Origin of the sequence: Rhizobium sp. CBN3, from assembly GCF_030518245.1 — a bacterium.
GTDB lineage: Bacteria > Pseudomonadota > Alphaproteobacteria > Rhizobiales > Rhizobiaceae > Rhizobium > Rhizobium aethiopicum_A.
In genome coordinates this window covers 44860-64722 of record NZ_JAULSE010000023.1, presented here as the reverse complement: position 1 = coordinate 64722, position 19863 = coordinate 44860, and the positions used below count along the sequence as shown (strand labels likewise).

19 protein-coding genes and 1 tRNA gene are annotated in these 19863 nt (G+C 62.5%); 11 read left to right on the top strand and 9 right to left on the bottom strand.

The features are described 5' to 3' along the window. Positions 1-176 precede the first annotated feature (176 nt). Both QWJ46_RS25715 and QWJ46_RS25710 read left to right on the top strand, forming a co-directional pair. Positions 177-998: an Ig-like domain-containing protein gene (locus tag QWJ46_RS25715; RefSeq protein WP_302754770.1), complete on the top strand. Its 822-nt coding sequence runs from the start codon at positions 177-179 to the stop codon at positions 996-998. A gap of 169 nt (positions 999-1167) precedes the next feature. Continuing rightward, positions 1168-1257: transfer RNA gene (locus QWJ46_RS25710), tRNA-Ser, on the top strand. A 47-nt stretch (positions 1258-1304) separates the two neighbouring features. Here the strand turns inward: QWJ46_RS25710 and QWJ46_RS25705 are convergent. Further along, a complete protein-coding gene (locus tag QWJ46_RS25705) occupies positions 1305-1793 on the bottom strand; it encodes a RidA family protein (RefSeq protein ID WP_302754767.1) in 489 nt (162 codons plus the stop codon). 196 nt (positions 1794-1989) lie between these two features. Here QWJ46_RS25705 and QWJ46_RS25700 point away from each other — a divergent pair, with 196 nt between their 5' ends. Beyond that, a complete protein-coding gene (locus tag QWJ46_RS25700) occupies positions 1990-2676 on the top strand; it encodes a TetR/AcrR family transcriptional regulator (RefSeq protein ID WP_302754765.1) in 687 nt (228 codons plus the stop codon). Positions 2677-2937: 261 nt separating this feature from the next. Here QWJ46_RS25700 and QWJ46_RS25695 read toward each other — a convergent pair whose 3' ends face one another. Further along, on the bottom strand, positions 2938-4350 hold the full coding sequence (locus tag QWJ46_RS25695) for an MFS transporter (protein ID WP_368046101.1): 1413 nt from the start codon (positions 4348-4350) through the stop codon (positions 2938-2940). 139 nt (positions 4351-4489) lie between these two features. On the opposite strand from QWJ46_RS25695, the gene QWJ46_RS25690 reads away from it, so the two are divergent. Together QWJ46_RS25690 and QWJ46_RS25685 are read left to right on the top strand one after the other, a co-directional pair. Further along, positions 4490-5434, top strand: coding sequence for a LysR family transcriptional regulator (locus QWJ46_RS25690; protein ID WP_302754761.1), 945 nt, complete (start codon positions 4490-4492; stop codon positions 5432-5434). Between the two features lie 50 nt (positions 5435-5484). Further along, positions 5485-5709, top strand: coding sequence for an alkylphosphonate utilization protein (locus QWJ46_RS25685; protein WP_184459645.1), 225 nt, complete (start codon positions 5485-5487; stop codon positions 5707-5709). Between the two features lie 38 nt (positions 5710-5747). Here the strand turns inward: QWJ46_RS25685 and QWJ46_RS25680 are convergent, their stop codons facing one another. From QWJ46_RS25680 to QWJ46_RS25670, 3 genes are all read right to left on the bottom strand, one after another. Further along, positions 5748-6554, bottom strand: coding sequence for a transglutaminase family protein (locus QWJ46_RS25680; RefSeq protein WP_184459644.1), 807 nt, complete (start codon positions 6552-6554; stop codon positions 5748-5750). Positions 6555-6707: 153 nt separating this feature from the next. Further along, positions 6708-7601, bottom strand: coding sequence for a transglutaminase family protein (locus QWJ46_RS25675; RefSeq protein WP_302754759.1), 894 nt, complete (start codon positions 7599-7601; stop codon positions 6708-6710). A 490-nt stretch (positions 7602-8091) separates the two neighbouring features. Then, the gene (locus tag QWJ46_RS25670) at positions 8092-8250 is read right to left on the bottom strand and encodes an entericidin (protein ID WP_184459642.1); all 159 of its coding nucleotides are present in this window, start codon (positions 8248-8250) and stop codon (positions 8092-8094) included. A 550-nt stretch (positions 8251-8800) separates the two neighbouring features. Here QWJ46_RS25670 and QWJ46_RS25665 point away from each other — a divergent pair. Next, positions 8801-9055: a GlsB/YeaQ/YmgE family stress response membrane protein gene (locus QWJ46_RS25665; RefSeq protein ID WP_064802691.1), complete on the top strand. Its 255-nt coding sequence runs from the start codon at positions 8801-8803 to the stop codon at positions 9053-9055. Between the two features lie 79 nt (positions 9056-9134). Here the strand turns inward: QWJ46_RS25665 and QWJ46_RS25660 are convergent, their stop codons facing one another. Beyond that, positions 9135-9416 carry a hypothetical protein gene (locus tag QWJ46_RS25660; protein WP_184459666.1) on the bottom strand — a complete coding sequence of 94 codons (282 nt, stop codon included), beginning with the start codon at positions 9414-9416 and terminating at the stop codon, positions 9135-9137. Between the two features lie 220 nt (positions 9417-9636). On the opposite strand from QWJ46_RS25660, the gene QWJ46_RS25655 reads away from it, so the two are divergent. The 5 genes from QWJ46_RS25655 to glp are packed head-to-tail and all read left to right on the top strand — an operon-like array spanning position 9637 to position 15095. Then, positions 9637-11529, top strand: coding sequence for a peptidylprolyl isomerase (locus QWJ46_RS25655; protein ID WP_302754756.1), 1893 nt, complete (start codon positions 9637-9639; stop codon positions 11527-11529). A gap of 8 nt (positions 11530-11537) precedes the next feature. Beyond that, positions 11538-12554, top strand: coding sequence for an anthranilate phosphoribosyltransferase (gene trpD / locus QWJ46_RS25650; RefSeq protein ID WP_302754753.1), 1017 nt, complete (start codon positions 11538-11540; stop codon positions 12552-12554). A gap of 9 nt (positions 12555-12563) precedes the next feature. Beyond that, entirely contained in the window at positions 12564-13376 is an 813-nt protein-coding gene (gene trpC / locus QWJ46_RS25645; RefSeq protein ID WP_302754750.1) for an indole-3-glycerol phosphate synthase TrpC, read from the top strand. 1 nt (position 13377) lies between these two features. After that, entirely contained in the window at positions 13378-13875 is a 498-nt protein-coding gene (moaC, locus tag QWJ46_RS25640) for a cyclic pyranopterin monophosphate synthase MoaC (protein WP_302754747.1), read from the top strand. Beyond that, positions 13872-15095 (top strand): gephyrin-like molybdotransferase Glp, encoded by a 1224-nt coding sequence (gene glp / locus QWJ46_RS25635; protein WP_302754745.1) that lies wholly within the window; start codon positions 13872-13874, stop codon positions 15093-15095. Before moaC ends, glp begins: the two co-directional genes overlap by 4 nt. A gap of 150 nt (positions 15096-15245) precedes the next feature. On the opposite strand, the gene QWJ46_RS25630 is transcribed toward glp, so the two are convergent. The 3 genes from QWJ46_RS25630 to QWJ46_RS25620 form a co-directional block, all read right to left on the bottom strand. Beyond that, on the bottom strand, positions 15246-15908 hold the full coding sequence (locus QWJ46_RS25630; protein ID WP_302754743.1) for a methyltransferase: 663 nt from the start codon (positions 15906-15908) through the stop codon (positions 15246-15248). Positions 15909-15952: 44 nt separating this feature from the next. Next, entirely contained in the window at positions 15953-17908 is a 1956-nt protein-coding gene (locus QWJ46_RS25625) for a DEAD/DEAH box helicase (RefSeq protein WP_302754739.1), read from the bottom strand. A gap of 98 nt (positions 17909-18006) precedes the next feature. Then, complete coding sequence (locus QWJ46_RS25620) at positions 18007-19863, bottom strand: CHASE2 domain-containing protein (RefSeq protein WP_302754736.1); 1857 nt, start codon at positions 19861-19863, stop codon at positions 18007-18009.

The window sequence follows — 19863 nt, the reverse complement described above, 5'->3', positions numbered from 1 at the left end:
AGGTAGTAGATCGGCTTTTGCTCTCTTGTTTGCGTGTCCTTCACGGCAATGGCATCGGCCGTCACTCCCTTAGGGCGTGTAGTTTGTTGCTTGACTCAAAGTGGAGTAGAAAGTTTATTTGCAGCGTTGGGTCGCAGCCCGGCGTCCTTTCCACGCTCATCTTTAGGAGACGAGCCATGGCAAATCACAAACCAATAGTGCCTGACGTGTCGGTCCACGACTACGCACCAGCGGAGGCCATCGAAGGAAACCTTCTCGACAACGCCTCGGATTCCGACGGCGATCTGCTCCAGGTTCAGTTCGTCAACGGAATGAGAATTCCTAATAAGGCAGGCGAGCCGGGGTATCTTACCATCGAGGGTGAGCACGGAACGCTGACGATTTGGAGCAACGGCAGCTATAGTTACACGGTCAATGATCCGAGCGCGCTTGAGCCCGGCGGGATCTTCGGCGAGAATTTTTCATTCAAGATCTCCGATGGAAAAGGCGGCACGGATGTCGGCAGTCTCAACATCGGAGTCCACACTCCTCCGCAAGGGCAGTATTCGATCGATTTCGAGGATGCTCCCACGGAATATCCCGGGCTGCCTGACATCGCCTCGGGCTATGCAGGATTCAAGTTTGGCGACAAACTCGATGGCAACCTTTGGGCGGTCGCCGAATCCGCCGGCAACGAGTACGTTGTCACCAATCCCTATAATCCGTTTTTCGAACGTGTTGATGGCAAGCTCTTCACCATAGAGGGCGTCGACGTCGCAACCAATTTCGACCCCGCCTATGAAGGTGTCGATGCTCTCGTAACCTTCGAGGGTTATATCGGTGGCAACAAGGTGAGTGAGATGTCGCTGACGGTCTATGGTGACACCATTGCCGATGGCCAGCACATTTCGTTGGCAGCGCTGGGAGCGGTCGATTTTATCCGCTTCGATATTCAGCCCGACCTCGAGCCGACGGGCTTTCCACAGCTCGCATTTGACAACTTCACCGTCCTGGTCTGACGGCGGCAGAGAGAAGCGGCTCTCATAGCCGCTTCTCTGCAGAACAAGTTGACGCTGCCATCAAAGCTGCTAAAAAGCCGGCCTGTGAGTGAATGGGCAGCAAATCGGCAGAAACCACCGATCCACCGGAAAGACCGAAACGGACTTTCTTCAGGCTTCCCAAATACTTGGAAGAGTGTCCGAGTGGTTTAAGGAACCGGTCTTGAAAACCGGCGTGCGGGAAACCGTACCGTGGGTTCGAATCCCACCTCTTCCGCCATTTTGCAATTTTCTCCATCAGACCAGCCGGCGGATCAGTCGCGGCCACTATTCAAGCATGACGATCGCCTCGACTTCGAACAGCATCGGATCGATTGCAAGTTTGGGAACGGGGACAAGGGTCTGGGCCGGGAGTGCGTCGCCGAACACGTCTTTGACGTTCCGCGTCAGCACCTCGAGCTTGGACATATCGTGATCGACCACAAAGACTGTCAGCTTGGCGACCTGATCCGGCCTTGCGCCGAGGCCGTCGAGAGCGCTGCGCAAATTTGCGTAGGCCTGCTTAACCTGTACGGCGAAGTCCGCCGACAAGGCTCCCATGCTGTCCTGGCCGCCCTGTCCGGAGATATAGGCCAGCCGGGCGCCGCGGGGGACGATCACTGCCGTGCTATAGCCATTCCGCGTGGGATCGTAGAGGTTTTTTGGATTGACGATAGTCAGCTTGAGGTCACCCTCATTCGCCGTCGTCGCGTTGGGAATTCCTGTGGTCATGATGATCAGCCCTCCGATGAGCAGATGTTTGATTGCGTGTGACATGATGTTCTTTCGGCCGTGAGGACTGCGAAGAACCATCCTGGCCGCCTGCTGGATTGCGCTTTTAACTCTTCGGCAACAGAGTGACTCGTACAACGTACGACTCCATCGCATCGTACATTGTACGAGTCAACTGCGAGGATCGACATCCGTCGCTGCGCCGGCTTAAATCGATGTCCCGATCTTTTAGGAAAGACACATGGCAGCCAAACGCGACGGCACTCAGGGTAAACGGCCTCACCGGAAAGCTGCCCCGGTCTCCTCCGTACAGGAACCGCCTCTTTCGCTCGAACGGATCGTAGCGACCGCGGTCGAACTGCTGGATGCCGAAGGCGTCGAGGGATTGAAGATGCGTCGGCTGGCCGATCGCCTCGGCTCGGGCGCGATGAGCCTCTATTGGCACGTCGCCAACAAAGAGGAGGTTTTTGATCTCGCGCTCGACTCGGTGCTCGAATATCGCGGACCGTCGCAAATGATCGAATCGCCGGATTGGCGTCAGGCGGTCTTTCATATGCTTGAAGACTGGCGCGCCAGCATGCTGCGCCATCCCTGGTCGGCGTCGCTGTTGCCGCGCCGGGCGCTCGGCCCGAACATCCTCGGTCGTCTGGAGCTGCTGGGCAGGGTCTTATCCAGAGCCGGTGTCGAGGAGGCGGATTTGAACGGCGCGATATGGTCCCTCTGGAACTATGTGATGGGCGCGACCATCACTCGTGCGAACTTCGACCTTTCGGACGAAGACATGTTCGCCGGGCAGCAGCGCCTTGCTCATCTCAGCGCAGAATACCCGACGATCGAGCGTGCTCGTCTGCTGTTGGACAATGACTGGGACGGCGTCTTCAGGAAAGGCCTGGACTTCCTGCTTGACGGGCTTGTTCCGAGCCGATGAACAAAGGCTCAGCTCCCGAGTTGATCAGCAAAGCTGGGTCAGAAAACATCCGTTCACGACAACATCGAGTAGATCAGCGCACCGATGGAACCCCAGAAAATAACCGGCGTCAGTATCATCCCCACAACGAAGATTTTGGTCACCGCTAAACTCCGCAAATTCGTTCCACCGCGAAAACCTATTGCAGCGACCGAGGGTTTGGTATCGGCATGAAGTCCGGGTCGGATCGGACCTTGGTCTCAGTCTCGACGGCGCTCTGCTTCAACGACCGCGGCGGTAAGTCGCGGCGGCGATGGCGAGTGCCGCGGCGATCGCCATGGCTGCGACGGCAAAGGTGATCTGCATCCCTGAGTGAATGGCCTCGGGGCCTGCCACGGCGACATCCGATGTTCCCGATGCTCGCGCGAATACCGCACCCATGACGGAGGCGCCGGTAATCAGGCCGAGATTGCGCGACAGGTTGAGCGCGCCCGAGATGACGCCGCGCTGGTCAGGGCCGACATCCGCCATGACGGCGGTGTTGTTGGCCGCCTGGAACAGCTGATAGCCGGGCGTCAGGATGGCGATGGCGGCGATGTAGCCGGCCATTCCGGGAAGCACGGCAAGTGCGATGGCGCCCGCCGCCATGGCGATGAGGCCTGCGGCGATCACGAATGGCGTGTCCAGGCGATCGACCAGGCGGCCGGCCGGGACTCCAGCAAGGATGGAGATGACAGGGCCGATCGACATGACGGCGCCAACTGCGGCCTCGCTGAGCCCGAGCGCAAAGGAGAGATAAAACGGGCCGACCACCAGCGTTGCCATCATCACCGTCGAGATGAGCGCGTTCATGACCAGGCTTGCGCTCAGCACCGCATTGCGGAACACCGCCAGCCGGATCAGCGGTGAAGCGGCTTTCCTCTCGGCGAAGACGAAGAGACCGATCCCGAAAAAAGCCGCCGTCAGCAAGGTGAGATTCAGCAATCCAAAGCTGCCCCGCCCGGTCGTCATCGCCAGCGCATAGGCGGAGAGCGCCAGGGCAAGCAGCAAGGTGCCTGCCATGTCGAAACCGGCGCGCTCTGTTTTCCCAATGTTGCCGTCGGCAGGCAGAAAACGATAGGCGAGAGTGAAGGCGACGATGCCGAGCGGCACGTTGACGAGAAAGATCGCCGGCCAGCCGAACCCGGCAATCAGAGCGCCGCCCAGCGACGGGCCGAGAGCGGTGCCGATCGCCGACATGGTTGCGAGCAGCCCCATGGCGCTGCCGGTCCTCGCCTTCGGCACGGTTTCGCCGACAAAAGCCATGGTCAGGGCCATCATGATGGCCGCGCCGAGACCCTGCAGCGCCCGCGCGGCGATCATCAGCCAGAGCGCGGGCGCAAGCCCGCAGAGGACAGAGGCCAGCGTAAACAGCAGGATGCCGATGAGCAGAAGCCGTCTGCGGCCGGTCATGTCGCCAAGCCGCCCGACGCTGACGATCAGCGTGGTGATGGCAAGAAGATAGGCCAGGACTATCCACTGCACCTCCTGGAAGGAGCCGCCGAATGCCTGCGCCAGGGCCGGCAGACCGATATTGGCGATGCTGGTGCCGAGTGACGGCAAGAGCATGGAGAGGCAAAGGCTGCCGAGTCCCCAGCGGACGGAATAGGGGCGTTCGGCGACTGCCTCGCCCTGTTCTGCAATGATCGGGTTCAACAGGACCTCCATGTTCACGCTCCTGGAAAGGGAGCCAGCGAACCCTAATCCTGCAACTGGCATGGCGGAACGCGCAGCATTTGCACTTCATTCATGCGTCTAGCGCCACATCACTGCGAAACTGTGTTATACCGCATGCATGTCGACTCCTGACCTCAACCTGCTTGTCACCCTTGATGTCTTGCTCGCCGAAGGCAGCGTCGCCCGTGCGGCCGAGAGGCTACGGCTCAGCCCATCGGCCATGAGCCGGGCGCTCGCGCGATTGCGCGAGGCCACGGGCGATCCGCTGCTGGTGCGCGCCGGCCGCGGCCTGGTTCCGACACCCCGGGCGCTCGAGCTGCGCGAGCGGGTCGGCCGCATCGTCGAGGATGCTCGGGCGGTTCTGCGTCCTGGCGAAGCGCTTGATCTCGGCAAGCTCGTCCGGACGTTCACGCTGCGCGCCAGCGAAGGTTTTGCCGAAAGCTTCGGCCCCGATCTCATTGCCCGCCTCGGCAAGCAAGCCCCTGGCGTGCGGCTGCGTTTCATGCAGAAACCGGACAAGGACAGCGCACCGTTGCGTGACGGAAGCGTCGATCTGGAAACCGGTGTCGTTGGCGAGACGATGGGACCGGAGGTGCGGGCGCAGGCCCTGTTCCGCGACCGCTTCATCGGTGTCGTACGCACCGGCCATCCGCTTTGCCGCGATGAGATCACGCCCTCCCGTTACGCGGCCGGCGGCCATATTGCCGTCTCGCGGCGCGGGTTCGACAAAGGAGCGATCGATGACGCTCTGAATGCGCTCGGGCTGGAACGGCAGGTCGCCACCGTCGTCGGCGGCTTTTCCACGGCGCTGGCGCTCGCCCGCGCCTCGGACATGGTCGCCAGCGTTCCTGAACGGCACACGGCAGGCTTGCGGGCGGGAATGCACAGTTTCCCCCTTCCCGTTCCGACGCCGGAGCTCACGGTTTCATTGCTTTGGCACCCGAGGATGGATGCCGATCCCGCGCATCGCTGGCTGCGCAGCTGTGTTCGTGAGGTCTGTTCAGCCGCGGATCGGGGGCAGGAGAACGAGAATCCGACGGGATGGGACGGGGCTGGTAATTGACTCTCCCCTGTCGTCGTGTTTTCCCCCTCGCATCATCAAGCGAGGATATCATGGCCGAGGACATTATCGTAAAGGACAGCAACGGAACCCAGCTTCACGACGGCGATTCCGTGACGTTGATCAAAGACCTCAAGGTCAAGGGCACCTCTGAGACGCTGAAGCGTGGAACCTTGGTCAAAGGCATTCGTCTGACCGACAATCCCGGCGAGATCGAGTGCAACACCAAGCAGGTCAAAGGCCTCGTGCTGAAAACGGAGTTCCTGAAGAAGGCGTAGCATCTACCTGCGGCGGCCCGTGGGTCCGTGGCTGCAACTTACGGCACTTCCTCGGTGATCACTTCGAAGCGGGAAAGCGTCGCCGGGCCGAAAGCCGTCGACATCGCCACGTCGGTCGCATCACGGCCTGTCGCCATCAGAATTCTGCCGATACGCGGGGTGTTGTGGCGGGCATCGACCGTATGCCAGTGCCCGCCGAGAAAGACCTCGAACCAGGCACTGAAATCCATTGGATTCGGATCGGCGGGAACGCCGATATCGCCGAGGTAACCGGTGCAGTATCTGGCAGGAATATTCATGCATCGACAAAGCGCGATGGCGAGATGGGCGAAGTCGCGGCAGACGCCGCTCTTATCGGTGAAGCCGCCATGTGCGGTTCTGAGAACGTCGGCCTTCTGATAATCGAAGGTGATGTGGTCATGCACGAAATCGCAGATCGCCTGCACGCGCGCCCAGCCGAGGGGCGTTGATGAGAAGGTCGCCCAGGCGAAATCCGAAAGCCTGTCTGTGTCGCAGTAACGGCTGCCGAGCAGAAAGACGAGCACCTCGTCGGGCAGATCCTTGATTGCGTGCTGCACGGCCTGGACGGGAACGATGTCGGCCTGCCCCGTGTCATAGATCTCGAACTCGGTGGAAATCGTCGTCAGCCCCGGCGGAGCGACGATCCGGCTGCAGGCATTGCCGAAGCCGTCGGTATATTCCCACGCTTCAATCGGCCGGTCGAATGTCAGGACCTGCTCGCTCAGAAGATCGGCGCGACGGGAGGGATGAATGTTGAGGACCAGCAGCATCGGCGTCGGCTGTATGCATTTATAGCCCAGATGAAACCCGGCGCGTATCTTCATTGTGGCTTCCTCGTCCCTCCCGGCATGGGCGGAGGTGAGAATGGAACGTCGATCGCGCCGCCCGGTTCCCGCGACCGCGCAACTGCCATCCCGCACTTCCCGAGCAAAGAACATTGCCTGAGGAAATGAACCATCGCCTGGGGCAATGAACCATTACCCCTCGGTGATCCACGACTGCCGCGTGGTCACGTTGACCTGCACCGTCATGCCCTCGAAATCCGTCCCCTCGCCGTCATAGCTGCCGCTCAAAGGAATTGCCTGGCGCGGGTCGCGGGCAACGGCCACACGAATGAGATCGCGGTTGCCGACGATGCCGTTGGTTGGATCAAACTCGGCCCAGCCGGCCCCGGGAAGATAGACCTGGCACCAGGCATGCGTGGAGCCGCCGCCGAGGACGGTGGAGCCGTCCCGGTCGGGGACGTAGACGTAACCGGTGACGAACCGCGCCGCCAAGCCGAGCGAGCGTGCCGCCTCCATCATCAGAAGCGCGAAATCTCGGCAGGTGCCGGAGCGAAGCTGCAAGGTCTGCAGCGGCGTTTGCGTTCCATGTTCCTGGCGGCGTGCATAGACAAAGCTTTCGCGAATGGCATAACAGAGCGTCATCAGCAGGTGCCCGGTCTCTGTCGGGTGCCCCAGGCGCACGAACTGCCGCGCCCAGCGACCGACCTCATCGCCCGAATCGGGATAATGGCGCTGCATCGCCGGCGCGAGATCGGCGATTTCGTCCTTGTCGTAGGAGAAAGGATAGGTCAGCGCCGCCTCGTCGATCCGAATGTCCGGGGCGAGTTGAGGCGTATGATCGAGTGTGATCCAAGTTTCGAAACGAAGCTCCACCGACGGGCGGGAAAAATCGACGAGCGCCACGCAATTGCCGAAAACATCGTGGATCCAGCGCACATGGCTTTGCTCCGGATAGGTGGTCAGCGACGCCTCGATCAGCCGCTGGTCGAAACTGTCGCGCGGCCGAAACATCAGGCGATGCTCGCCGAAATCGACCTCGCGGCGGTAACGATAGGACGTGATGTGGCGAACGGAGAAAATCGTCATGGACTGGCGCCGGCTGATTTGTTCACATTGCTGCTCCTACAGCGCCGCGCGTCTCATCAGACGCCGCAAGCGGCCTGCCCTTTCCCCGCTCATCCCGATTTCTTGTCATATAAGCAGGTTCGAAAGATTGCTATTGTACCTTCACCGATCGACGGCAGAGCCGTCCAACCTGAGAGGATAACATGCATATCATCTGGGACGTTCTGACGCTTCTGCTGACCATCGGTTCGCTCTATGGCGGTCGCGAATATCGGATTATTCGCGCCCGTGCCCGCGCTCAGAATTGGGGCAACTTCTGACCCGATTCTGACGCCGCTGCCGGAACCCTTCGGTCGCGGTTACGTCGAATGACGTACGGCGGCGCCTTTAAGGAAATGCTGTATCAGTCGGGACGGTTTTCGTCCGTCCATTCTCTCTGTTATGCTAAGCCCGCCTCACCCCAGGCGGGCTTTTTTCATGCAAGATTTGCTGCGTGTCGCCGCAGCCGCCATTACTTCTTGGCGCCGGCCGAAAGCACCCGATGGGTCGCATTATCCATTGCGTGGCTCGCCTCCTGTCCATCCTTCTTCAGCCCGTATGCAGTATTGCCGCAGCCGGGGAGCGTAAGCAGGCAGAGGCAGCAGGCGATAGCGATTGCAGCTTTTGGCATTTAGGTCTTTCCCTGATTGAACGAACCCCCGGAAAAATGACGCAGTCCGAGCCAAAATCAATCCGCCGGCGGCCGGACATATATCAGCACCTGCGCCGAATTGGTGCATCCCGCGGCTCCTGTTCCGTCGAGAAACCGATTAGGCCGGCCAAAACTCTCCGAGATGTAGAATGGCTGGACGGGAAGCGGCGGCATATACCATTACTCCGTGTATTTCAGCATGATATCCGCGAACAATTTCGACATCACACTCTGAATGTAGCATTTTACTTAAATATCGCACTTAACCAATTGTTAGTAATAACCTTGCGAAACCCACACTTCGGCTTATGCTTTACTTCAGAAGGGAGAGGAAGAATGTTTAGCAAAAGCCTGATCATGCCTTTCGGCTTCGCAATTCTTGCACTAAGCGGCCTAATGTTCCAACTCATCGCTTACCTGCTGGAAACGCCGGTCACCGTGCTGCATCCATAGGGGCTAAAGTTCCTCCAGGAGTGGAACTTTCCTTGGTTTCGTGCATTTGCGAGTCGTTTCACCAGGAGGGATCACTATGGAAAACGCAGGCGTGGGTTGGATTGCGGCCATCATCATCGGCGGCATTGCCGGATGGCTGGCAGAAAAGGTCATGAGCAGCAATATGGGCGTGCTCATGAACATTTTGCTCGGCATCGTCGGCGCGATCGTCGCCAACTGGATTCTGGGTCTGTTGCACATCCAGCCGTTGGCGGGGTGGCTTGGTTACCTGATCACCGGCTTCATCGGTGCCTGCATTCTGATTTTCATCGGCCGCGCCATCCGCCGCTGATTGTCCAGACATAACTGGCAGACATGACTAAAAGCCGGGCGCGCCTTGCGTCCGGCTTTTTCCGTCCCGAATTCCATGTTCAGCGGCGGCTCAGCAGGCCGAAAAGATAGGCTACGCCTGCCGTTATCGCGAGCGCCATGATCGGTTCTTCGCGAACCTTGTCGCGCAGCCGTTCCGTCATCAGCGAAGCTTCGTCCGTAACCACCGACTTTGCCCCCTGCCCCAGCGCACGCACACTGTCCGTCAATCTGGAGAGATCTTCACGGAGTGCCGTAACCTGTGCCGACAGATCGTCTGCTGCGATATCCGCCTTGACGCGCGCAGCGGTGGATTCGGCGGAAGCGGTTTTCATTTCTGCCATGGTCTGCTCCTGTTTCATGGGATGCCGCTTCAACGAAATGGCGGCCTGAAAGGTTCCGCCGGGAGGCGATCTTTTGTTCGCCATCAACGCCTTGCGTCGACCTCGCGGCCATGCGCAGCTTTTCGCGTGACAACCCTTCATTTCCTGTCGGCTTTGTTTTAAGGAACGTCGAATGTCTGCCCGTGCGCGGGTCAATAAATACTGCGAGGTTTGCGTTTCCATGTTCCATCTTCTGAGAAGAGCTGCTCAGACCTGGGTTGCCAAGCTGCTCCTGCTTCTCCTGGTGGCCTCCTTCGGCATCTGGGGCATATCGCGTGAGCTGATATCAGGCGGCAGCAGCACCACGGTCGTGACCGTCGGCGATCAGAAGGTGGGGGTCGACGAATTCCACCTTGCCTATCAGCGTCAGGTGGCAAGCATCGGCCAGCAGTTCGGCATGCGCCTCACGCCCGAGCAGGCCCGCGCCTTCGGAGTCGAGCAGCAGGTGCTGTCACAGCTCGTTGCCGGCGCCTCACTCGACCAGCTCGCCGAAGATATGAACCTCGGCCTCTCCGAGGATCGTCTCGCCCAGCTCATTGGCGACGATCCGGCTTTCAAGGCTGTCAATGGCCAGTTCGATCGCGAGCTGTTCGTTTCGCGCCTGCGCAATGCCGGCATCCGCCAGGACGATTACATCAAGGAGCGCAGCAAGGTCGCCGTCCGCAGCCAGATCGTCGATGCCGTTTCCAACGGCTTTACCGCGCCGAAGACGCTGATCGACGCACTGAAGCTCTATGGCGATGAAAGCCGCAGCATCGACTACCTCTTGCTGACCAACGCCAATATCGAACCGATCAAGGCGCCCGCCGACGACGTGCTGGCGAGCTGGTTCGAAGGCGTCAAGCAGCGCTACCGCGCACCGGAATACCGCAAGCTCATCTATCTCAAGCTGCAGCCGGCCGATATCGCCGATGCCGCGACCGTTACCGACGACCAGATCCGCGAAGCGTTCGAGAAGGGCAAGGATAGTTATCGCACGCCGGAGAGCCGGACGATCGAACAGCTGACCTTCACCAGCAAGGATCTCGCCACCGCCGCCGAAACGGCGCTGAAGGGCGGCACCAGCTTCGATCAGCTGGTCACCGACCAGGGCAAGACGGCAAGCGACGTGCTGCTCGGCGAGTTCACCAAGGACAAGGTTCCCGACCAGGCCGTCGCCGATGCCGCCTTTGCGGTGTCGAAGGATGGCGGCACGACGCCTGTCGTCGACGGCTCTTTCGGCCCGGTCATCCTGCGCATCACCAACATCAAGCCGGAAACTGTCAAGAATTTCGACGAGGTGAAGGAAGACATCCGCAAGCAGCTGGCGCTTTCCAACGCTTCTCAGGAAGTCATCAACGTTCATGACCGTATCGAGGATATGCGCGCCGGCGGCTCCACGCTCGAGGATATCGCCGGTCAGCTCAAGCTCAAGGCGGTGACCGTCGACGCCGTCGATGCGACCGGCGCCGACAAGGACGGCAAAGAGGTCAAGGATCTTCCCGCCAAGCAGCAGCTGCTCGGTGAAGCCTTCAAGACCGAGGTCGGCGTCGATGCCTCGCCGCTTCCGATCGGTAATGACGGCTATGTCTGGTTCAACGTGCGCGAAATCACGCCGGACCGGGACCGCCCGATTGCCGAGGTGCGCGAGAAAGCCGTCGAGGACTGGACAGCAGAGCGGCAAAAGGCCGAACTCGCCAAGAAGGCCGAGGAATTGAAGGCCCAGGCGCAAAAGGGTACCGCCCTTGCCGACATTGCAGCGCCGCTCGGCATTGCCGTCGAAAGCAAGAGCGGTATCACCCGCTCCACCGATGATCCGGTCCTCGGACGCGCCGCCGTCAAGGCCGCCTTCTCCGGCCCGGTCGATACGGTTGCGAGCGCGGTCGGCGCCGATCCCTCGACGCAGATCCTGATGAAGGTCACCGAGGTCAACAGCCAGCCGACCGGCGACGTGCTGAACAACCGCGACGCCCAGCTCACCGCCATGGCCAATGCCGCCGGCGATGATATCCTCGACCAGATGGTCAACCTGCTGCAGACGCAGTATGGGGCTTCGATCAACCAGACGCTCGCCGAACAGGCAACGACCCGCTAGGAGGTTTTATGACCGATCTGAAGCCGTTCCTGGCCAAGGCCGCAAGCCGCGAGCCGCTGACGCGTGACGAGGCCCGCGATGCCTTCGACATCCTGATGTCCGGCCAGGCAACGCCTTCGCAGATCGGTGGCTTCCTGATGGCGCTGCGCGTGCGCGGCGAAACCGTCGACGAGATCGTCGGCGCCGTCACCACCATGCGGTCGAAAATGCTGACCGTCGAGGCACCGGCCGATGCGATCGACATCGTCGGCACCGGCGGCGACGCCAGCGGCACCTATAATATTTCGACGTTGGCAGCGTTGATCGTCGCCGGCGCCGGTGTGCCCGTCGCCAAGCACGGCAACCGGGCGCTGAGCTCGAAATCAGGTGCGGCGGATAATCTCGCGGCACTCGGCGTCAATATCGATGTCGGTCCCGAGATCATCACGCGCTGCATCGCGGATGCCGGGGTCGGCTTCATGTTTGCCCAGCTGCATCATTCCGCCATGCGCCACGTCGGCCCCTCGCGCGTCGAACTTGGCACGCGCACCATCTTCAACCTGCTCGGGCCGCTTTCCAACCCAGCCGGCGTCCGCCGCCAGTTGCTTGGCGTCTTCTCGCCGCAATGGCTGGTGCCGCTTGCCGAAGTCATGCGCGATCTCGGCTCCGAATGCGTATGGGTGGTCCATGGCGATGGCCTCGACGAAATCACCACGACCGGCCTCACCAAGGTGGCGGCGCTCGAAGACGGCAAGATCCGTACTTTCGAGCTGTCGCCCGCCGATTTCGGCGTCAGCCCCTGCATGCTCGCCGATATCAAGGGCGGTGACGGCATCGCCAATGCCGCAGCGCTTCGCGAAGTGCTCGGCGGCGCCAGGAATGCCTATCGCGATGTCTCGCTCGCCAATGCCGCCGCCTCGCTCGTCATCGCGGGCAAGGCGGAGACGATCCGCGACGGCATGGCGCTGGCCGCGCATTCGCTGGATAGCGGCGCCACGGCGCTCGCCCTCGACAAACTCATCGCCGTTTCCAACGATATCGACTAGGATTGGCCGATGACCGATATCCTGAAGAAGATCGAACTCTATAAGCGCGAGGAAATTGCCGCCGCCAAGGCTGCCGTGTCGCTTGCCGATTTGAAGGCGATGCAGGCCGACCAGTCCGCTCCGCGCGGTTTTTACGAGGCGCTCGTCGCCAAGCAGGAGGCCGGCCATTTCGGCCTGATCGCCGAGATCAAGAAAGCAAGCCCGTCCAAGGGGCTGATCCGTCCGGATTTCGATCCGCCGGCACTGGCGAAAGCCTATGAAGCCGGCGGCGCGGCGTGTCTTTCCGTGCTGACCGACACGCCGAGCTTTCAGGGCGCGCCGGAATTTTTGGCGGCGGCACGAGCCGCCTGCGCGCTGCCGGCCCTGCGCAAGGATTTCATGTTCGAGACCTATCAGGTCCACGAGGCGCGCGCCTGGGGTGCCGATTGCATTCTGCTGATCATGGCGTCGCTGAGCGATGACGATGCGGAGCGTCTGCAGGACGAAGCTTTCTCCCTCGGCATGGACGTGCTGGTCGAGGTTCACGACGCGTCGGAAATGGAGCGGGCGCTGAAACTCTCCTCGCCGCTTATCGGCATCAACAATCGCAACCTGCGGACCTTCGAAGTCAGCCTGATGGTCAGCGAGACACTTGCCTCCATGGTTCCCGATGATCGGCTCCTCGTCGGCGAAAGCGGCATCTTCACCCATGCCGATTGCCAGCGCCTGCAGGCCGTCGACATCAATACCTTCCTTGTCGGCGAAAGCCTGATGCGCAAGGACGACGTCGCCGCCGCCACCCGCGCGCTGCTCTTCGGCGAAGCCGCCATCGCGGCCGAATGATATGAGCGGCGGCAAGCCCGGCCTCACCCATATCGATGCCTCCGGCGAGGCGCATATGGTCGACGTCTCCGATAAAACCGAGACCGTGCGCATTGCCACCGCCGAAGGCCATGTAAAGATGGCGCCGGAAACCCTTCAGCTCATCCGTCAGGGCAATGCCAAGAAGGGCGATGTCATCGGCACGGCGCGCTTAGCCGGCATCATGGCTGCAAAACGCACCGCCGATCTCATCCCGCTCTGCCATCCGCTGATGCTGACGAAGGTCACGGTCGAAATCGAGGAAGATGCCGCCCTGCCCGGCCTGCGCGTCACCGCAACCGCCAAACTGACTGGCAAGACCGGTGTCGAAATGGAGGCGCTGACCGCCGTCTCGGTCGCTTGCCTGACGATCTACGACATGGCCAAGGCCGCCGATAAGGCAATGGAGATCGGCGGCGTCAGGCTGCTCGAAAAATCCGGCGGCAAATCAGGCGACTTCCGTCATCCGGAGGCGAAATGAACCTTCTGCCGGTCGCCGACGCCTTGGACCGCCTGCTCTCCCGCGCAAAGCCCGTCACCGCGTCCGAGACGCTGCCGCTTGCCGAGGCTGAAGGCCGCGTTCTGGCGGTTGATCTCACGGCGCGCCTGACCCAGCCGCCCTTCAATGCCTCGGCCATGGACGGCTACGCATTGCGCAGGGAGGACGCACCTGAGCCGGGCGCCGTGTTGAAGGTCGTCGGCACATCGTCTGCCGGCCACGGCTTCGAGGGGAGCGTCGGCAAGGGAGAGGCCGTGCGTATCTTCACCGGCGCGCCTGTTCCGCCCGGCGCCGACAGCGTCCTGCTGCAGGAGGATGCGGAGAAGATCGACGGCGGCATCAGAACCAGGTTCCCGGTGCGACAGAGCCAGCATGTGCGCCCCCGCGGTCAGGATTTCGCCGAAGGCGAAGCGGTGCTGCCTGTCGGCACCGTGCTCGATTTCTCCCGGCTGACGGTCGCGGCCGGCATGAACCGGCCCGATGTCGAGATTCTCAAGCGCCCGCTGATCGCTATCCTTGCGACCGGCGACGAACTGCTGCCGCCCGGAAGCAAGCCCGGACCTTCGCAGATCATCGCCTCCAATACCTTCGGTATAGCAGCCCTTGCCCGCAAAGCCGGCGCGGATGTCATTGATCTCGGCATCGTGCCGGACGATAAGACTAAAATCACCGAGGCAATCAACAAATCCCGGGATGCCAAGGCCGATGTCATCGTCACGCTCGGCGGCGCGTCGGTCGGCGATCATGATCTGGTGCAGGCGACGCTGATCGAGGCCGGGATGCAGCTCGATTTCTGGCGCATCGCCATGCGCCCTGGCAAACCGCTGATGGTCGGCAGCTTCGGCGAAACCCATGTGCTCGGCCTGCCCGGCAATCCGGTCTCGAGCCTCGTCTGTTCGCTGCTGTTCCTCGAGCCGCTGATCCGCAAGCTCGCCTCTCTGCCGCCGGTGCGACGTGAGACGACGGTGGAGGCAGCCGTCACATTGCGCGCCAATGATCACCGGCAGGACTATATCAGGGCGAGGCTTGCGAAATCCACGACCGGAAACTGGCTGGCCGAACCCTTCGGCAAGCAGGATTCCTCGATGATGAAGGTGTTTGCGCAAGCCGACTGCCTCATTATCCGCCCGCCGCATGCCCCGGAGCTGCCGGCCGGAGCGCCCTGCCCGGTCATGCTGCTGCGGCCGGATCTCCTGACCTGAGGTGGCCGATCCTTTCCCGTCCTGCCAGCAGCAGGAGCCACATTTGTAGGTGACAGGAAATAAAGGCACCTCGTCTACATGCGCCAAGCAGTCGTCCGGTGCGGATAGAGCGTATGGCGGCACACAGGTGAACTGTTAATTCGCTTCCGGCTATTGCCGGAGCGAAAAGACACCCGCCTGCACCGCTTTGCCCCCGGTACTTGCGCCGAAATCGGCAACGGCGTGGGTGGCGACGCGGCTGAGATCGCCCAGCGGGAGATAGGCCCGCTCGGGATCGCCGATCAGCACCTCGATGCCGCTTGCCTGGCAACGCCGCAAGAAAGTCATCACCTGCAAGGCAAGCGAGGGATCATAGAAAAGATCGCCGACCACAAGGAGATCCGCCGCTTCCGGCGGCGGCGCATCAAGGATATCGGCGGCAACTGCCGAGATGGTGACGTCATTGATCGTCGCGTTGAGGCTGATCGCGGCAATCGCATTGGCATCGACATCGACCGCCATCACCGTCGCTGCTCCAGCCTTCGCCGCCGCGATGGCGACCAACCCGGAGCCAGCGCCGAGATCGAGGACGCGTCGACCGGTAACGATTTCCGGCCGGTCGAGCAGATGGCGGGCAAGCACGGCGCCGCCGGCCCATGGATAGGCCCAGTAAGGTGGCGCGTCGGCTTGTCGACGGCCGGCAAGCCGCCAGAGCCCGCTCGCAGGCCCGGCGGTGTGGAGCAGGATCTCGGGGATCGAGGGGACCCGTGAGATCGGCAGATTGGCCCTGATGAAGGCGGCCGGATCGGGACGCGGCATGCCGGAGCGTTTCATCGTCGTCTGATCCTGCCGGTCAAGAGGTCACGCGGCGATCGAAATCAGCCGGGCTTCTTCTTCGAGAATTTGCCTTTTGGCCCAGCGCCGCCTTTGCCCTCATGCTTGCCGCCTTCAAATTTCGGCTTGTCAAATCTGGGTTTGTCGGATTTCGCGCCATCGTAGCCAGGCTTGCCTGCCTTCTTGCTCCAGGGCTTGGCGTCCCGCCGTTCGCCGCCGCCATTGTCGGCTGCGGCATAGCCGCCGCTCGAACCCTTGCCGAACTTCTTTTTCGGCCGTTCGTCGCGGAACGCCTCGCCCGGCCGTTCGTCACGGGATGCCTTGCCGGCATAGGGTTTCGGCGACGGCGCGCGGCTGAAATCCGGCGTGCCGGCAAGCCTCGTCACGCGGATTCCGCGTTCGAGCGCCTTGTTCGGTCCGATTGCGTTCAGGAAGCTCTCGGCGCTCGCTGCCGCGATCTCCACATAGGTTTCCTCGGGCTGCATCTTGATCGCGCCGATCTCGCGCTTCGTCACGTTGCCGTTGCGGCAGAGCATCGGGATCAGCCAGCGCGGTTCGGCATTCTGCTTGCGCCCGACCGAGACGGAGAACCACACGCTCGGGCCGAAATCTTCGCGCGGTCCCTTTTGCGCCGGCTCGAAGGGGGCGGCATTGTCGCGGCGCTTACGGCTGCGATCGTCCTGAACGGTAACCTCAATGAGATCTTCCGGCGCCGAATGGTTGGTGCGGTAGAGACGCAGGAAAGCGGCCGCGAGCTTGTCGGCGCCGTGGCTCGCGAGAAGCTGCTGCACCAGCTTCTGTTCTTCCTCCTGTGGCTCGTCGCGGAAGATCGGGTCGGCGAGCAGCCGCTCGTCGTCGCGCTCGTTCACCTCCTCGGCCGACGGCGGCCGCGCCCAGGCTGCCGAAATGCCGGCATTCTCCAGCAAACGCTCGGCCTTGCGCCGCGCACTCAGCGGCACGATCATGGCACTGATGCCCTTGCGTCCGGCCCGGCCGGTACGGCCACTGCGATGCAGCAGCGTTTCCGGATTGGTCGGCAGGTCGGCATGGATGACGAGATCGAGGCCCGGCAGATCGATGCCGCGGGCGGCGACGTCGGTTGCAATGCAGACGCGGGCGCGGCCATCGCGCATCGCCTGCAGCGCATGGCTGCGCTCGTTCTGCGTCAGCTCGCCGGACAGCGCCACGACGGAGAAATTGCGGTTATTGAAGCGCGCGGTCAGATGATTGACGGCGGCGCGCGTCGAACAGAAGACGATGGCGTTGGTTGCCTCGTAATAACGCAGCACGTTGATTATGGCGTTCTCGCGGTCGCTCGGGGCAACGACAAGGGCGCGATATTCGATATCGACATGCTGCTTCTCCTCGGCCGCGGTGCTGATGCGCACGGCATCGCGCTGATAGCTCTTGGCGAGCTTGGCGATTGCCGCCGGCACCGTTGCCGAAAACATCAGCGTCCGGCGCTCGTCCGGTGCCGAGTCGAGGATGAATTCCAGGTCCTCACGGAAGCCGAGGTCGAGCATTTCGTCGGCTTCATCCAGCACGGCGGCTTTCAGTTCCGACATGTCGAGCGCGTGGCGGCGAATATGGTCGCAGAGGCGGCCGGGCGTGCCGACGACGATATGGGCGCCGCGCTCGAGCGACCGGCGCTCGCTGCGGATGTCCATGCCGCCGACACAGCTTGATATCACCGCACCGGTCATCTCATAGAGCCATTCGAGTTCGCGCTTCACCTGCAGGGCAAGTTCGCGCGTCGGGGCGATGACGAGAGCGAGCGGCGCGCCGGCAGCGGCGAAACGCTCGCTGCCGTCGAGCAGCGTCGGCGCCAGCGCCAGCCCGAAGGCGACGGTCTTGCCGGACCCGGTCTGAGCCGAAACCAGTGCATCGGACGCGGCGAGATCAGGATCGAGCATCGCCTTCTGCACCGGGGTGAGTTCGGCGTAACCGCGCTTCTGCAACGCCTTGGCGATCGCCGGAACGACGCCGTTGAATTCTGTCATGAGTTCGATCTTTCGGAGCTTTCAGGCGCGAAATGCGCCATGGCCGGAGCCAGCCGGCGGGGTATTTGCGCCGTTCCTAGCGGCTCCCGCAGCGATTGTCAAAGCGTGCGGCTGCGCCACAGCCAGGCGTCGATATGGCTGGCCCGGCCGCGCAGCGCTGTTTCCAGCGGACCCTCTATGCTGCCGGCCGCGAGGAGCACGCTGTCCGGCCCCGCGGCGCCGACGATTTCGGCGCTGAGCGCCAGCTCGACGCCGTGGCGGGCAGCGATCTCCATCAACCGGCTGCCGACATTCACCGTATCGCCGGCTGCCGTGATCTGTTGCCGGTCACCGGTGCCAAGCCGCGAGGCGACGATCGGCCCGCAATGGGCGCCGACCTTGAAGCTGATCTTCTTTTCGGCAAACCCGGCATGAACGTCCAGCCATTGCCGCGTCCGCTCGCACAGGCTGACCGCGCAGGCGACGGCGCGGGCGGCATCGTCGTCGGCCGGCTCCGGCAGCCCGAACAGGATCATCGCCCCGTCGCCCATGAAGCTGGTGATAGCGCCGCGGTGGGCGCGCGCCTCCTCATCGATGATTTCGAAGAAGCCGCTCAGCATTTCGCTCACCTTGACCGGGCCGAGGGTTTCGCTGAGGCCGGTGAAGCCCGAGAGATCGATGAAGACGACGGCGGCGTTCTGGCGCACCGGGGCGGCAAGGAAATTCGGATGGCGCGCCAGCCATTCTCCAAGGCCGGGCGCCTCGATACGCTGCAGAAGCGCGCTCTGTTCGGCGAAATGGCGGGCGCGGCCGCGGTCGAGCCAGAGCTCGGCTGCGCCGAAGATCAGCACCGGCGGCAATGCTGCGGCGATCGGCAGGGCGGCACTCAGCCAATAGCCATGCGCAAAGGCTGCCAGATTGAGCATTGCCCAGACGACCAGCGCCAGCACGATGATGGCATAGCCGGCAGCACTGCGCCGCCAGGCGGTCAGCGAAACCAGCACGATCGCCAGCCCGACGGCCATGGCGGCATCGATCAGCCTGATCCTGTGGTCGCGCACCATGCCGTCGCCGGTGACGAGATGGGTAATCGCGGTCGACATCACCTCGACGCCCGGCATGACGGGATCGAACGGCGTCGGGAAGACGTCGCCGCCGCCGGTGACGGTCGAACCGATGACCACGATGCGGCCAGTGACCGCGTCCGCCGCCAGCTTGCCGTCAAGCGCATCGGCGGCGCTTGACGTGGCGATGCTGCCGCGCCGGCCATAGAAGGTCACCGGCAGGCGCTGGCCAATATCCGTGGGAATGCGCAATGCTCCGAGCATGATCGCATCGCGTTCGATAGTCGGGTCGACACCGAGCGCCACCGAGGCGGCTCGCAGCGGAAAAGCCGGATCCAGCCGGTCTGCGGCGCGCGAGATCAGTGGAATGAAACGCGGCGTGCCGGTCTGGTCGGTAGCGACATTGACGACCCCGACCGCAGCCGCGCCGGCAAAGCGGGGAAGCGGCAAGAGAAGCTGATCTGCCTCAGGGATGGCGGCAAGCGGATCGTCCGCCAAGTCGGTAACTCGCTGCCGGCTCTGCGCAAAGGTGGCCGCCGCCGCAATCACGCTCGGTCCCTCTCCAAGGGCAGCGGTCACCGCCGCATCGCCTTCCTCCGGTCCCGGATCGACGAGCAGGATGTCGAGAGCCAGAGCCTTCGGCTTCAAAGCGTTGATCGCATTGATGAGGCGCGCCAGTGTCGCCCGGTCAAGGGGATAGCCGTGGGCCGCCGCCGTACGGTCGTCGATCGCGACGATCGAGACGACGGGAGGCGGCGCCTTCGCTCCGACGACGATGCTGCGAATGTCGGCGAGCGAGGCCTCCATCCGGTCGAGAAGGCCGATCCCGCCATTGAGATTGAGATAGCCGAGCGCCGCGCCCCAGAGACCGGCGAGCAGCAGCGCGATCACGGTCAGCAGGCGATGGCTCAT